The sequence below is a fragment of the Arthrobacter stackebrandtii genome (genome assembly GCF_017876675.1).
Lineage (GTDB): Bacteria > Actinomycetota > Actinomycetes > Actinomycetales > Micrococcaceae > Specibacter > Specibacter stackebrandtii.
Window position 1 is genome coordinate 1,280,163 of record NZ_JAGIOI010000001.1, and the last position, 14,966, is coordinate 1,295,128.

Consider the following 14,966-nt stretch of genomic DNA (forward strand, 5'->3'; position numbering starts at 1 on the left):
GTCAGGCCACCAGCCGCTTGTTCTCAAGGACCTTGCGGAGCGGCGCAATGCGCACGCCGGAGGCCGTCAGTTCGGTGCGTATAAGCCTCGCAAGGTCCACGGCACCCGGGTTGTCTCCGTGCAGCAGCACCGTGTCTGCAGTGATCGGGAGGTCAGTTCCGTCCACGGCCCGGATCAGTCCTTCACAGACCATTCGAATGGTCCGGTCAACGATTGCCTTGGCGTCGCGGATGACCGCACCCGGCTGGCTGCGGGGAACGAGCGTGCCGTCAGGCATGTAGGCGCGGTCGATGATTCCCACAATTCCGACTGGCAGCCCACGCTCCGAGCCGGCCTTGGACAGCTCCCCGTCCTGCGCCACCAGGATGAGGTCCGGGCGCACGCGGGCCGCCGCATCGGCCACCGCATCGGCGTAGTCCGCCCTGGTGGCCACGAGGTTGCCCAGGCGGCCATGGGGGGCAATGTGTGAAATTTCGGTACCGTGGTAGGCGGCGAAGCCGTTCAGGGCGCCGAGCTGGTATAGGACGTCGTTGCGGACTTCGGCGGCGGTCAGGTCCATGGCACGGCGGCCAAATCCCCTGAGGTCTGGAAAACTGGGGTGTGCCCCGATGCTGACTCCGCGGCGGACACATTCGGCAACGGTGGCCTCCATGATGTCGGGGTCCCCGGCGTGAAATCCGCAGGCGATGTTGGCGCTGGAGACGATGTCCAGCAGCGCCTTGTCGTCCCCCATGCTCCAGGCGCCGAATCCTTCGCCGAGATCTGCGACAAGATCAATTGTGGGCCCCATTGCTGCCTTCCTATACGTTGTTTGGCGTTCCGTGCCGGGAGCTGTTTCCCGGTTTCATGTCATTGAGTCTGTCACCGAGAGTTGGCTCACACAAAGACCTAAAAACTGTCATGAGACAGCTTCGGCTTATGACCCACGCCACGGAAATGGCGGGTGCCGGGCATCCGCCGACACCCGCCAAGGGGTTCTAATTGAGGGCTTTGCGGAGCCCCATGACACGTTCCACCACAACGACGACGGCCAGGGAGATCAGGATAAGGATCACCGAGAGTGCGGCCACGGCCGCATCGGCCGAGTTTTCCACATACCGAAGGACCTGGACGGGAAGTGTCGGGAGCCCGGATTCGGCGACGAAGAGCGAGATCACCGCTTCGTCGAAAGAGACGATGAAGGCGATGACTCCGCCGGCAATGACACCGGGGCGGATGATCGGCAGGGTGACCCTGCGAAACACCGTCCAGGGGCCGGCACCGAGGATGCGTGCCGCATCCTCGCACGAGGTGTCGGCGGTGGCCAGGCTCATGATGGTGGTCCGGATGACGAAGGGGATGGTGATGGCCACGTGCCCAATGATGATCCCTGTGTATGTGTTGTTCAGGTTCAACGGCCCAAACAGAAGGACCATGCCCAATGCCAGGACGATGCTGGGCGTCAGCAGCGGCGAAAGAAAGAACGCTTCCATCGCCGGCTTGGACTTGAATTCGAACCGTTGCAGGGCCATCGCCGCGGGAACGCCGATGGCCAGGACAACCACCGTGACGAACGCGGCCACAATGAGGCTGACCTTCATGCCTTCCACGAAGATGGTTTCCGAGGGAAGCGCCTGGTACCACTTCAGCGTGAAGCCCTCGGGCGGGAAGGAGAGGTATTGGTTGGATGCGAAGGACACCACGAAGACGATGATCAGCGGCGCCAGCAGGAAGAGGTAGAGAAGAAAGACGACGATGTTGAATATCGGCTTCGCGGGATTGAACCGCGGTTTGAAAAGGCGGAGTTCACTCATGGTCAGCCTCCGATCTTTTGGACGATGCGCTGGTATATGGCAATGATGGTGCCGAACAGGACCAGCAGGATGACGGACAGGGCAGCAGCAAACGGCCAGTTCAGCAGGCCCGTGGTTTGGTCGTAGATTTCCGTGGCCAGCACTTGCACACTGCCGCCGCCAAGGAGTCGCGGGGTGATGAACGTGCTGATGGCCATGACAAAGACCAGTAGGAACGCAGTGAAAACACCGGGAAGGCTCAGCGGCAGGGTGATCCGCATGAATACCTTGAACTTGCTCGCACCCAGTGATCCGGCCGCTTCCTCCAGTTGCGGGCTGAGCCGCCCAAATCCGGAGATCATGGCCAGGATCGCATAGGGCATGAAGATCTCGACCAGGCCTATGGTCACGCCAGTCATGTTGTTGGTCAGTTTCAGCGGTGAGCCAATGAGGCCCATGGATTCCAGTGAAGTGTTGACGAGGCCGTTGGTGCCCAAAATGACCATCCAGCCGTAGGTGCGCACAACAGCGGATGTCAGGAGCGGTGCAATGGCGATGGCGAGCAGTAGCCCCTTGTATTTGCTGGTGCTGCGCACGAGGAACAGTGCGATCGGGTAGGACACAACCAGGCACAGCACGCCGACGGTCAGGCCCATCCTGAACGTGTCGAGCGTGACCCGCCAGTAGTAGGGGTCGGTGAGGGGCTTGATGTAGGTCTGGAATGTGAAGGTGTCGATGACGACGCCGTCCGGCGCTCCTTCGTTGAAGGACATCCTGACCATATAGAGCAGCGGAAAGACGAAGCTGACCAGCAGTCCGAGAATCCCCGGTATCAGCAAGGCCAGGTAGGCGCGCTTGCGCCGCTTGTTCGCAGCCGCTTCAAGAACGCCCGATTCCAGGCCCTTGCGGATTCCGGGAACAGGGTTTTCTGTCTTGATCATTGTCATGCCGCAACCGCTTTCGCATGCTCCGGGAGGATGTACGCGTGCTCGGGGTCCCACGACAGGTATGCCGTGTCACCGGTGTGCGGCAGGCTGCCGCTGGTGGTGTGGAGCTGCGATTGCAGGATTTCATCGCCGACCCTGACGGCGATCGTCAGGGTGTCACCTGTGTAACTGACCTGTTCAACGGTGCCCTTGAGTTCCTGGGCGGAAGTTGACGGCTGCAGGGAAGCCCTGAGGCGGTGCGGGCGGATGAGCACGGGCAGGCTGTTGCCGGTCAGTCCGGGGGCGCCCACGGCGCCGAACTGTCCCAGCCCCGGCACCTCGATCTTGTAGTTCCGCTCCCCGGCCGCGGAGGCCTGGCCGACGTCTTCGCCAACTGTGATGGTGAGGAAGTTTGCCTGGCCGATGAAGTTGGCAACAAAGTGTGTGCGGGGACGTTCGTAGACATCGACGGGCGAGCCGAACTGCTCAATGAGGCCGCCGTTCATGACGGCGATGCGGTCGGCCATGTCCAGGGCCTCGTCCTGGTCGTGCGTTACGAACAGGGTGGTGGCCCGGGTGCGCTGCTGGATGGACCTGATTTCCGTGCGCATCGTGTCGCGAAGCTTGGCGTCCAGGTTGGACAGCGGCTCATCGAGCAGCAGCAGGGTGGGTTCGACGACAAGCGCCCGCGCGAGAGCGATGCGCTGTTGCTGGCCACCGGAGAGCGCCTTGGTGGCCCGCTTGCCAAGGTGGCCCAACTGGACCATGTCCAAGGCTTCGGCGACACGGACCTTTTGTTCGGCTTTGGGAACCTGGCGCATCTGGAGCCCGAAGGCCACATTCTGCTCAACGTTCATGTGCGGGAAGAGTGCATAGGACTGAAAAACCATTCCCATGCCGCGCTTGTTGACGGGTTCCTGGGTGATTTCGCGGCCGTCGACCATGATGGACCCGGCGGTGGGATCCATCAGGCCGGCAACCATTCGCAGCGTTGTTGTCTTGCCGCAGCCGGACGGTCCCAGAAGTGCCACCAGGTGCCCTTCCTCCACTTCCATGTTGAGGCGGTCGACGGCGGGCGCCAGGCCTGCAGCGTACTTCTTCGTTAGATCAACGATCGACAGTTTTGATTCAGTCATGGTTTGGTTCTCCTGGAGCGGTAAGTGTGAAGGGCACCTGGGTGCAGTTACTTGATGATCTGGCGCTTCCAGGTGTCAGTCCACTTATCTCTTGCGGATGACAGGAAGTCCACGTCAAGCGGGACGATGTTCAAGGAACCGTCAGTGGGTACAACACGATTCTTGACGTCCTCCGGCAGCTCCGCGTTGGTGACGGACGGAGCATAGAAGAGCTTTTCGGCAAACGCTGCCTGCGCTTCGGCTGACAGCGCGTAGTCGATGAACGTCTTGGCTGCTGCGGAGTGCGGGGCGTCCTTGACCAGGTTGATGGTGTTGATCTGGTAGACGGTGCCTTCCTTGGGGAATGTCACGCCCATCTTCTTGTTGCTCTGGTCGCTGTAGAACTGGCCTCGCGCGTTCTGCCCCAGGCCGAGCACCGTCTGACCGGTGATGATGCTTTGGTATTCGTCGGGGTTCGGGGCGAACGTCTGGACGGCCGGCGCCAATTCCTTCAGGCGGGCCACCGCCTTGTCGATGCTCTTCGTGTAGTCCTCACCCTCCATTTTGGAGGTGATGGCGGTCAGCGAAAGGCCCAGCAGTGATGGCGGCGCATTCACGTTGATCTTGCCTGCGTAGGCCGGATCCCACAGCACATTCCAGCTCTCAGGGGCTGTTGGGAATGTGGCGGTGTCGTAGACCAGGCCAATGGCATCGAGCATTACGACCGGGCCGAATCCGTCCTTGTTCTGGAACTCATCAGCGACGTTGGCCAGGTTGGGAACTCCCGCTGCGTCGATTTTCTCAAACAATCCCTGCTTGTTGCCTGAGGTTGAGACGGAATTGTCCATGATCGCAACGTCCGTGGCCGGCTTGCCCTTTTGGCCTTGCAGCGCACTGAGCATCTCGGCGGACGAGCGCTTGGATGAGTATGTGATCTTGATGTCGGGGTATTTGGCCTTGAAGGGCTCGATGACGGCAGCGTTGTACTGGTCCTGCCAGACACCCGAGTACGCGATGAGGCTCACTTCGCCCGACGTCGGGCTGTCGCCGCCGGCGGCACTGCCGGACCCGCCGCATGAGGCCAGTGCCAGCGCCATTGCGGAGACCGTCGTCACTGCAGCAATCTTGCCCATAATTGATTTCTTCATTTGCAGATTCCTTCTACTTGGCAAGGCACCAGCCTTGCAGTGGACTATTCAAAAAAGCAGGTTTCAGCATTTTCTGCCGATCGGCCAGCGACACTTCCATGTGCAACTACGGCGACAATCCCGGATTGAAGAAGTTTTCATCCCGATCGCCGCAGGATAGAATTGGCGCGGCGTCGGAATTTCCGTCTCAGATCAACCTATTATGCGAGACGTGGATCACACAAAGACCTATTGTGTGTCCCTCCATACATTTCAGATATGACCCCTGACCCGACACCCAGGAGCCATCAGGAAAGAAGAGCACCATGGACACGCGCAGGCTTGCCTATTTTGTGAAGATCGTTGACTCCGGCAGCATCACCAAGGCCGCGGCGGCCCTGCATGTGGCCCAGCCGGCACTCAGCCAGCAAGTCTCTGCATTGGAGAAGGACCTCAAGCAGCGGCTCCTGATCAGGAGCAAGCAAGGCGTCTCCCCCACCGCCGCCGGATACACCCTGTACCGGCACGCCCAAACCATCTTGCGCCTCGTGGAACAGGCCCGCTCGGACGTTTCCGCCTCGGGTGCCGCACCATCCGGGCGCGTCTCCATCGCGATCGCACCCTACAGCATGGCGTCGACCCTGACACCGCGGATCATGAGTGAGGTCAGCCGGAGATATCCCGACATTGTGCTTCATTTGACGGAGATATATGGTGGCGTGCTCAGTGACGCCATCCGCAACGGCCGCCTGGACATGGCCCTCATTTATGAGCCCGGGCCCATTCGGGGTGTCCAATTCACCACTTTGAGCATCGAAGAACTTTATCTGGTGGCAAACGCCAAGCGCGTGTCAGCGGCCGTTGCGGAAAGCGGCATGACAACGTTGCAGGAAGCCGCCAGCTTTGGCATGATCCTTCCGGAACAGAACCACACCCTGCGGCAAATCGTCGAGGAAGGTTTCAAGGACAAGGGTCTGGAACTTCAGCTGGTGGGCGAAGTCGAGTCCTCCCCCACCCTAAGGCAACTGCTTCGCGCCGATCTGGGAGCCACCATCCTTCCCCGTTCAGCCGCCGAGTCCCTTTTTGACGACGAGGATTTCGTCTTCCTGCGTATCACCGATCCCACATTGTCATGCAAGATTGCATTGTGCACCCCGGACCACGAGCCGTTGTCAGAGGCAGCATCCGCCGTTCTGAGAATTCTCAATGAGATGTTCCATGAAATGCTCACCGAAAATGGAGTGCAAAACGCGTAATTAGTCCATTTGCATTTCTAATTCCAATTTCGAACGTTTTCATCGGACCGGTCTGCCCCTCAAAATAGAATTCATTTTGAGGGGCAGGCTGCTGCGTGGACAATTTATCCAGGCCTCTTGGCTACGCGTCCTCAACCAGGAGACCCTTGGCCTTGAGCACCTCCGTGAGGTTGCACAGCTCAATGGTTGTGCCGCCTGCCAGGTACCTGCCCATGAGTTCGCGCTCTTCGTCGTCGCGCTGCTGGGACAGGCGGATGACATCTTCGATTTCTTCACGGCGAATGACGACGACGCCGTCGGCGTCGCCCTTGAGGATGTCGCCGGGGTAGATGATCTCGTCGCCGAAGACCACCGGGTGGTTGATGGGGCCGATCGTCTCCTTGACGGTTCCCTTGATGCAGACGTTGGCCGAGAAGACGGGCAACCCCAGTTCGATGAGGTCCTGGGTGTCCCGGACGCCGGAATCAGTCACCATCGCGGCCAATCCCTTGGCCTTCATGGCGGTTCCCAGCACGTCACCGAACGTTCCGGCTTCACCGTATTCGCCGGCTGACACCAGGACGACGTCCCCGGCTTCGGCATAGTGGATGGCCACCTGCAGCATGAGGTTGTCCTTGGGCGCGCAGCGCACGGTCACGGCCGGACCGCAGAAGGACATGTTCCGGTCGATCGGCTTGATCTTGGAATTGAGTGCGCCCTTGCGGCCCTGCGCCTCGTGAATGGTGGCGGATGAAAACTTGGCCAGCCTGGCAACGGCTTCGGCGGTGGGGCGCTCAAACTTGGTTTTGACATGAATCATGGCAGTGCTCCTTGGGTGTTTGGTGTGGAAACTAGCTAAGTGCCATGACGGATTTTTCAATGGCGGCAAGCGCCTCATTGATGACTTCCACGCTGGTGGCGTAGGAAATCCGGAAGTACGGGCCGACCCCGTAGGCGGATCCCTGAATGACCGCCACTGAGGCGCTGTCGAGCAGGTACATGGTGAAATCCTCATCGTTGCTGATGACGGCACCGTCGGGGGTTGTCTTGCCAACGACGCCGGCACAGTTGACGTAGGCGTAAAAGGCGCCGTCGGGCGTCCTGCAGGCCAGGCCGTCGATGGCGTTGAGACCGGCCACGGCAATGTCGCGGCGGGAGCGGTACACGTCCCGGCTTTCCAGCACGAATGTCTGGTCCCCGATCAGGGCTTCGGCGGCGGCAGCCTGGCTGACGGATGAAGGGCATGAGGAAATCTGTGACTGCAGCTTGTTGATGGCGGCAATCACGGGCTTTGGCCCAACCGCATAACCCAGTCGCCAGCCGGTCATGGCGTACGACTTGGACACTCCGTTGACCATGAGGACGCGCCCGTCCAGTTCCGGTGCCACCCTGAGCAGGCAGGCCGGGCGTTCGGTGCCAAAGTAGATTTCATCGTAGATTTCGTCCGTCAGGACATGAACCTGGGGGAAATCAGCCAGGACCCGGGCCAGTCCGCGCAGTTCCTCTGCAGTATAAACGGCACCGGTGGGGTTGGAGGGAGTGTTCAGGATCAGCCATTTGCTCCGGTCCGTCAGTGCAGCGGCCAGCGACTCGGGTGTCAGCTTGAAGCCGGCGTCTTCACCGCACTCCACAATGACGGGCGTTCCTTCGTTGGCCAGGACCATGTCGGGGTAGGACACCCAGTAGGGGGCGGGGATGACCACTTCGTCGCCTTCGCCCAGTGAGGCCATGAAGGCCGTGAAGATGACCTGCTTGGCGCCGCCGCCAATGGTGATCCGATCTGGCGTGTAGCGGACGCCGGTCCGGGATTCCATGGAGTGGATGATCGCAGCCTGCAATGCAGGCGTCCCTGCAACCGCGGTGTACCTGGTCTCACCGTTACGGACAGCCGCGATGGCGGCTTCCTTGATGTTCGCCGGGGTGTCGAAGTCGGGCTCGCCGACTGTCAGGTCAAGAATCCTCCGGCCCTCTGCCTTGAGCTCGCGGACACGTCCTGCGGCTGCAACGCTGGGCGAAGATTTGATGCGGGTCACCCGAGATGCGGGCACAAATTCAGTCATTGGAATTCCAAGCACTAGGACCGGATGGGGGGTTTCACTTCCTTTGAGCCTAGGTACCCCGGGTGGCCTGTGACCAAGACCTAAACCGCGTGGAACTATAAGCGGATCTTATGGCCTGCGTCACGGAACCTGCTTCCGCCGCTTTCTTATGGCGGCACGCATTTTAGGTATGTCCCCGCCAGACCATTTTCTGAGTAGCCTCCTAGTGAGGCAACAACCCAACCCCTGCAACTGAATCGAGCAATCGCATTGTCCCGCAGCCAGGATGTCCGCCACCGACCAGCATTCTCAACATCCGCGCCGGCGGCGCCGGGATCCTCCGCTGCCGGATATCGATACCGCGGCAATTCCGGTTTGGACCAAAATGCCGCACAGCTTGACCAACTCAGGAGCAGGTTCCAGCAGCAACGCCAGCTTCTTGCTTTCAAGTCCGCCAGACTCCGCGGAGTGACGTCAACGCTGAACCGGCAGCTGGCACTGGCGTTGGAAGACGGCGTGAAAGCCGGGGCGCTGGCGGAGGCCGCCCAGCTCTCACGCAAGGAAGTGATGCATGCGGGGCTGGCGTTCGAGGAGCTCCACCCAACAGGGACGCCGGCCCGACACCACTTGGCGGCTGTTCACAACCTGGGCGACGAGCTTTCCTCGATGAAGCTCTCCAAGGCGGCGACCGAGGCCGACCAGTTGGAGCTGCTTGCGGCTACCCGGAGGCAGGGCATCATGGACGACTTCGAGCTGGCACGCCTGACAGGTCTTCGGCATGACCAGATTCGACGGTTGGCATGGGGCGTAGGTACACACGGCGCAACCTCCCGGCGATCCGGCGGGCCGCAGTAGACTCAAGACATTATGAGCATTCCCAAAAGTTCACCGGCGTCGGTGCGCATTGACGCTTGGCTCTGGTCCATCCGCGCCTACAAGACCCGGTCCATGGCAACGGCAGCCTGCCGCGCCGGCCACGTGAAACTGAACGACGTCAACGCCAAGGCCGCCCACACCGTGGTCCCAGGGGATACCATCCGCGTCCGCCAGCCCGGGTACGAGCGAGTCCTGGAAGTCCGGGCCCTGATCAACAAGCGGGTGGGCCCCGAGGCCGCGTCGCACTGCTTCACCGACCACACTCCCCCACGCCCCGTCTTGCCCGCGCTCGGCCTGCCCCAGCGCGACCGCGGCGCCGGCCGTCCCACCAAAAAGGACCGCCGCAAGATGGACAGGCTCCGCGGGGAGCACTGAGTCGGTTTCCTTGGTCGCGTGCTTTTTCCAAGCACGACCGCGGCATTTCCCTCGCGCGGCCGGGCGCCGCGTGGCGCGTCGCGGGTCTATGCTGGAAAAAAGTGCAGCATCGAGGTGTCGACGTGAAAATCTTGATAGTCGGGGCCGGCATTGCCGGACCAGCCGTGGCATATTGGCTCAACCGAGCCGGACACCAAACCACGATCGTGGAGCACGCCTCTGAGTTGCGAGGCGGCGGGTATATCGTTGATTTTTGGGGCGCCGGTTTTGATGTGGCGAAAAAGATGGGCATCGTTCCGCAGCTGATGCGACGCGGGTACGTCATGACCGAGGCCCGGACGGTCAACCGCAACGGGCACCGGCTGGCCACCTTGAAGACCGAGAAAATCCTGGAGGCGGCCGGGAGATACGTCAGCGTGGCCCGTTCAGATCTGGCGTCCGTCATTTGCGACGCCCTGGACGGCAACACGGAATTGATTTTTGATGACACGGTGATGCATCTTGACGACGACGACCAACGTGTCCGCGTGACCTTTCGCAGCGGCACAACGCAAGATTTCGATTTGGTCGTTGGCGCCGACGGACTGCATTCCCGTGTGCGGCAGCTGGCTTTTGGTCCGGACGCGGACTTTGAAAAGTATCTGGGCATGGTGGTGGCCTGCTTCGAGACCACCTCCTACTGGAGACGCAACGAGCTCGCCGCGATCATGTATGCCGGGGTTGGTTTCCAGGCGACCCGGCTTTCCCTCCGCGATGACTCCACCATGATCCTGTTCAGCCTGCGGCACGACGGCGAACTGCCCGCCACCCGCGTGGAGCAGGAACGGCTGGTGCGCGCGAAGCTGGCGGACCAGGGGTGGGAGCTGCCTGCCATGCTGGAGCTGATGTCGAAAGCAAAAGACTTCTACTTCGACGCGGTGAGCCAGATCCGCATGCCGCAGTGGTCATCCGGCCGGGTGGCGTTGGTGGGGGACGCGGCAGCCTGTCCGTCGTTTCTGGCCGGTCAGGGTTCGGCGCTGGCGGTGGTGGAGGCCTACACCCTGGCGGCCGAACTCGCCGCAACACAGGACCACCGGCTCGCCTTCAGCCGTTACCACGATCGCTTGGCTGCGTTCCTGCTCTCCAAGCAGGATGCGGCGGTTGGCCTGGGCCTCGCCTTCGCACCCAAGAACCGGTTGCAACTGGCCACCCGAAACGTGGTCATGAAACTGATGGCGCTGCCCAAGGTTGCCGACTTGGCGATGGGCAAAAGCTTTCACGACGCCGTCGAACTGCCGCACTTTGCCGCGCACGAACAATGACACCGCTTCACTCCCGGTGACCGCGATGCGGTGACGGAAGGCGATGCGGTGCCATTGTTGACGGTCCTCACGGTGCGGTCTACCCAGGGATCTGCACCCGGGCCACCTGCTGCAGCAGCTGATCCGTTACGCCAACGGTCACCGGGCCGGGTGCGATGTCGAAGGCCACGAAACCGCGGGACTTGTCGCCGGCCACCACGTCGCCCGAGGGCAGCAGGTCATCGGCGAAGAACGCGAAGTCGCCCTCGCGCCCGTCCGCGTCCTTGGCAGTGAAGTACAGCGGGTTGGAGGAGGTTGTTCCTGACTCGGTCTCCCAGAGCACATCGAGCAGCAGGTACCCGCCGTTCTTGGCGTCGGTGGCCAAGACATTCGTGCTGACAACATCCGTGCGGACGGTGGAGAGGATGGTGATTTTTGCGACGTTGCCGTTCTTCAAATCCACCATGAAGGGAACACCCACGGCGGGCTCTGCCGCGGTCGGTGCCTCGGCCTTCTCCGCCGGTGCCTCGGCTTTGTCCACCGGATCGGCCGGAGCCGCAACGGGAGCAACTGCGGCCGGCTTGTCTGCCACTGAATCCGAGGATCCGCCCGCCCCCGCACCACCTGACACCGAACCGATGACCAGCAGCACAGCGGTGACAATCCAGGCCACCACCTTGTGCTTGGCATATCCCGCAAGCGGCCTCCCCTGCTTGTCCGTCTGTTTGCCGGCCAGCGTGATCACCAGATCCACCAGCATCCACACGCCCGCACCGCCAAGTGTGACGAGCTTGAGAATGCCGGTCCCCATCTTGCCCAGGTAGAAGCGGTCCACGCCAAAGACCCCGAGAAACAGGGACAACAGCCACGTGGTGACGAAGGATTTGCTGCCGGCGGATTCCGTCATGGGCAGGTTCGACGGCGGCATCGGCTGCGCGTCCTTGTAAATGTTGTGCGTCATTTTCATGTCTTTCTCTAGGTGCCCGCACCGTTTCCGGCACGGCGTGAGTGTGTCTACTGCTTGGTCCAACTCCCGCAGCGGCTGGACTTGAAGTCCTGCCCTTCGCTGAGTGTCACGGATGGCCGGCCTCCGCCCGGAAGGTCGTTGTCAACGATGTCCGAACCATTTGTCCCCGTGGTCAGAATGGCCCAGTAGCAGGATGAGCCGACGTCGGCCGTGGGAATGTAGCTGCCGGGTTCGATGTCGCGGCCCACTGTCCGGGTGCCGTCGCCGAAGGTGTTCTTGGCCTTGACGGCCTCGGCACCGGCTACGGCCTCCTCGCGCTTCTTCACGGCAGCCTCCGCCTCGGCGACCTTCTTTTCGGCTCCCGCCACGGCTGATTCACGCGCCGTTGCATCGTCGTCCCGGGCTTTCAGGGTTCCCTGCAGGTCGGCATACTTTTCATCCAGCTTTCGAAATGAAACCCTGGAATTCTCAAGGTCCTGTTCCACGGATGACTTCTCCGACGCCAGTTGAACGTAGGCGTCGCTCGTGGCCGGGTCCGGCAAAGTGGTGCCCAGAAATGTTCCCCCGCCAAAAAGTGCGACGGCGGCCAGCCCTCCCGCCAGCACCTTGGACTTCCAGCGGCGCTTCGAACCCGCAGCCGGCTTTTTGGCCGGCGCACTCTTTGGGGCCGCCCCACTTTTCTTGGCCGCGCTCCCCTTGGGTCCGGGACTCTCCTTCGGCGCCGCGCTTCCTTTGGGCGGCACAGGCTTTCCGGTGGCCGGCGGCACAACCTTTCCAGGTGGCGCGGCCGTGCTTGCCGGCGTCTCGCTGCCGGACTTCCGTTCCTCATCTGTCATGGCGACCTTCCTCTTTTCCTTCTCCAGTTCCTTCGTCATCAGGCACATCAGGGGCACCGGCGCCAGCTGGGGCGCCGATGGGAAGGGCCGCCGGGATTGGCGGGGTGCCAAAGAGCTGCCCGTGAGCCAGTCCCAGCGGGTAGCCGGCGCTGCTGAAAATCAGCTTCTGTCCGGTCTTTCCCGTGCCAGCGTTTTTGCTGCCCATGATGTGCTTCCCCCAAACGATTGATGCTTTCCGGATGCTGACAGGAACACGCTATGGCCTAAAAATTCCAACATTCAGAAACCAACTGATAAGAGGACTTATCAACATGTTGTGCACAGATTGTGGACAACGCCCTAAACTGTTCACAGGTCAAAAGAACGGGAGGGCACATGAGCGGGCAGTCGAACACCCTGCGCATCTCCCTGGCCGAAATTGCCGCCCTGACCCGGGTGAAACGCCCGGTGGTGTCCATGTGGCGGCGCCGCAGCGAAGACACGGAGACACCGTTCCCGGAAGCTGTCCAGCTCAAGGGCGGCCAGCAATTGTTCGACGCCGGCCAGGTCCAGGACTGGCTCGCGGCCACCGGGCACGGCAACAATCCCCAGGCGGTGCAGGACATGGCCGCCTTCGCCCGCCACGACTCCTCACGCACGGATCCGGCAGCAGCCTTTGCCGCCACGACCGCGCTCATTACGCTGCGCCGCCTGAACGGCGGCCCGCTTGGGGAGCTGGGCACCGATGACCTGCTCGACGCTGCCGACGAAAACGATCCCGACGACGAGTTCCTGTACTCCGAAATCGAGAACCTGGGCGCGGCCGTCGTGGACTTCGCCCTCCGCGCCGACCAGCTGGTGGAAGCCGCCTACTCCCCCGAAGCAGCCTTCGAAACCCTCATGCGGGATCGCTTCCGCGCCGGCCTGCGGGACCACGCGGACACGGCACTGGCCGGGGCGGCCATCGAGCTCGCCGCACGCGCCGCCGTCGAACTTTCCCGAAACGGCGGAACGGAGGCGCCGGTCTTTGTCGACGCCAGCAGCGGCGGCAGCGACCTGCTCGTGGCCGTGGTGCACACGCTTCCCGAGGACGCCGATCCGCGGCTGCTCACCTCCAATGACGGTGGCCAGGCGTCGCGGACGGCCCTGCGCCGGCTGCTGGTCCATGGCGCCCGCCGCGAACATCTCCAGGTCACGGAGTCGGGCGCATTCGGCGTGTCCGAGCCCGCCGTGCACGTGGCCTCGTACCCGCCACCCGGTGCGCCGGGGATGCGGCCGGCGCAGATGCTCGCCGCCATTGAAAACACCGTGCTGCAGATGGACGATTCGCAACGCGGCGTGGTGGTGGCCCCGGCGGCAGCGTTGACGGATGCCGTGGAGGACCCGGCCGCGGTGGCGGTGCGGTCGGACCTGTTGCGTTCGGGCCGGGTGCGCGCCATTGTCCGCCTCCCGTCCGGGCTGGTTCCGGCGAAGACGCGGCAGGCACTGGCCCTGTGGGTGCTGGGTCCGGCCCACGCCTCGGTGCCGATTGCCGAGCGCTGGACCATGGTGGCGGACCTGTCCGGCACTGCCCTGACCGCCGACGCCGTCCAGGATCTGGTGGGCGATCTTGCCGTCTCGATGGAGTCGGCCGCCACCATCCGCGCCCACGCCATGCGCTTTGCCCGTGTTGTCCCCACGTCCCGGCTGCTGGCCAGCCGGGGCGCGCTGGTCAAGCCTGCCTCGGGGCGCGGTCCTGGCAGGGATGCCGCCGAGCAGGCGGTGCGGGCGGATGCACTGCTGGCCCGGCTCAACGCCCCGTCAGCCACCCCCTCGGGCCTGCCGTTGGCGGTGTCTTTGGGGCACGGCGCCCCGGCCACTGCCTCCGTGGAGGAACAGTTGTCCCGGGGGCACCTGCGCTACGTCAAGGGTGCGCGCCTGCTGGCCGCCCTTCCTGCCACGGACGACGGCGGAGCCCGGGTTTTGGGGCTGCCGGAGCTTGGGCTCGCGGAGGCTTCCGGAACGGGCGCCCCCGGGGAGCGGCGCGTTGACCGGCTGGTGCTGGCAGCGAATCATCCGCATGCCCGCCTGAGCGAGCCGGGCGACGTCGTCTTCGCCACGGCTCCCACTCCGGCGGCGATGGTGGATGTGGAAGGCGGGTCCGTCGTCGAATATCCGGCCCGGGTGCTGCGCATCAGCGGCGCCGATCCCGGCGGGCTCATGCCGGAGTTGCTGGCCGCTGACATCAACGCGGCCGCCTCCAAGAACTGGCGGGGCTGGGCGCTGCGCCTGGTGCCGCATGCCACGGCGCAGCAATTGCGCCCCGTTCTGGACCTCCTGGACCAGGAAGAGGCTGCCGCCCGGCTCCGGCTGGCGCAGCTCACCGAACTCACCGCGCTCCTGCGGGACGGCGTCAGTGCCGGTTCCCTCGTTGTGGACGCTACGATCGATTTAACGTAA

The 14,966-nt window shown here is 62.9% G+C and carries 14 protein-coding genes; 5 read left to right on the forward strand and 9 right to left on the reverse strand.

Going from position 1 to position 14,966, the window contains the following annotated elements:
• Position 1: 1 nt before the first annotated feature.
• The 5 genes from JOF48_RS05285 to JOF48_RS05305 form a co-directional block, all read right to left on the reverse strand.
• The gene (locus JOF48_RS05285) at positions 2-790 is read right to left on the reverse strand and encodes a LamB/YcsF family protein (RefSeq protein ID WP_209678073.1); all 789 of its coding nucleotides are present in this window, start codon (positions 788-790) and stop codon (positions 2-4) included.
• 187 nt (positions 791-977) lie between these two features.
• Positions 978-1,793, reverse strand: a complete 816-nt coding sequence (locus tag JOF48_RS05290) for an ABC transporter permease (protein WP_209678076.1) — start codon at positions 1,791-1,793, stop codon at positions 978-980.
• 2 nt (positions 1,794-1,795) lie between these two features.
• On the reverse strand, positions 1,796-2,719 hold the full coding sequence (locus JOF48_RS05295; protein WP_209678079.1) for an ABC transporter permease: 924 nt from the start codon (positions 2,717-2,719) through the stop codon (positions 1,796-1,798).
• Positions 2,716-3,834, reverse strand: coding sequence for an ABC transporter ATP-binding protein (locus JOF48_RS05300; protein WP_209678082.1), 1,119 nt, complete (start codon positions 3,832-3,834; stop codon positions 2,716-2,718). The genes JOF48_RS05295 and JOF48_RS05300 overlap by 4 nt, the downstream gene beginning before the upstream one ends.
• 47 nt (positions 3,835-3,881) lie before the next feature.
• Positions 3,882-4,961, reverse strand: coding sequence for an ABC transporter substrate-binding protein (locus JOF48_RS05305; RefSeq protein ID WP_209678085.1), 1,080 nt, complete (start codon positions 4,959-4,961; stop codon positions 3,882-3,884).
• 305 nt (positions 4,962-5,266) lie between these two features.
• Between JOF48_RS05305 and nac the strand changes: the two genes are divergently transcribed.
• Positions 5,267-6,196, forward strand: coding sequence for a nitrogen assimilation transcriptional regulator NAC (nac, locus tag JOF48_RS05310; RefSeq protein WP_209678088.1), 930 nt, complete (start codon positions 5,267-5,269; stop codon positions 6,194-6,196).
• Between the two features lie 121 nt (positions 6,197-6,317).
• On the opposite strand, the gene JOF48_RS05315 is transcribed toward nac, so the two are convergent.
• Both JOF48_RS05315 and JOF48_RS05320 read right to left on the reverse strand, forming a co-directional pair.
• Positions 6,318-6,995, reverse strand: coding sequence for a 4-carboxy-4-hydroxy-2-oxoadipate aldolase/oxaloacetate decarboxylase (locus JOF48_RS05315; RefSeq protein ID WP_209678091.1), 678 nt, complete (start codon positions 6,993-6,995; stop codon positions 6,318-6,320).
• Between the two features lie 31 nt (positions 6,996-7,026).
• Entirely contained in the window at positions 7,027-8,235 is a 1,209-nt protein-coding gene (locus JOF48_RS05320; RefSeq protein ID WP_209678094.1) for an aspartate transaminase, read from the reverse strand.
• A gap of 447 nt (positions 8,236-8,682) precedes the next feature.
• On the opposite strand from JOF48_RS05320, the gene JOF48_RS05325 reads away from it, so the two are divergent.
• From JOF48_RS05325 to JOF48_RS05335, 3 genes are all read left to right on the forward strand, one after another.
• The gene (locus JOF48_RS05325; protein ID WP_209678097.1) at positions 8,683-9,069 is read left to right on the forward strand and encodes a hypothetical protein; all 387 of its coding nucleotides are present in this window, start codon (positions 8,683-8,685) and stop codon (positions 9,067-9,069) included.
• Positions 9,070-9,081: 12 nt separating this feature from the next.
• Positions 9,082-9,465: an RNA-binding S4 domain-containing protein gene (locus tag JOF48_RS05330; protein WP_209678100.1), complete on the forward strand. Its 384-nt coding sequence runs from the start codon at positions 9,082-9,084 to the stop codon at positions 9,463-9,465.
• 122 nt (positions 9,466-9,587) lie between these two features.
• The gene (locus tag JOF48_RS05335; RefSeq protein ID WP_209678103.1) at positions 9,588-10,766 is read left to right on the forward strand and encodes an FAD-binding domain; all 1,179 of its coding nucleotides are present in this window, start codon (positions 9,588-9,590) and stop codon (positions 10,764-10,766) included.
• A gap of 79 nt (positions 10,767-10,845) precedes the next feature.
• Here the strand turns inward: JOF48_RS05335 and JOF48_RS05340 are convergent, their stop codons facing one another.
• Together JOF48_RS05340 and JOF48_RS05345 are read right to left on the reverse strand one after the other, a co-directional pair.
• Positions 10,846-11,706, reverse strand: a complete 861-nt coding sequence (locus tag JOF48_RS05340; RefSeq protein WP_245346411.1) for a TM2 domain-containing protein — start codon at positions 11,704-11,706, stop codon at positions 10,846-10,848.
• A gap of 53 nt (positions 11,707-11,759) precedes the next feature.
• Positions 11,760-12,587, reverse strand: coding sequence for an Rv1352/Rv1906c domain-containing protein (locus tag JOF48_RS05345; RefSeq protein ID WP_209678106.1), 828 nt, complete (start codon positions 12,585-12,587; stop codon positions 11,760-11,762).
• 336 nt (positions 12,588-12,923) lie between these two features.
• Here JOF48_RS05345 and JOF48_RS05350 point away from each other — a divergent pair, with 336 nt between their 5' ends.
• Positions 12,924-14,966, forward strand: coding sequence for a helix-turn-helix transcriptional regulator (locus JOF48_RS05350; protein ID WP_209678108.1), 2,043 nt, complete (start codon positions 12,924-12,926; stop codon positions 14,964-14,966).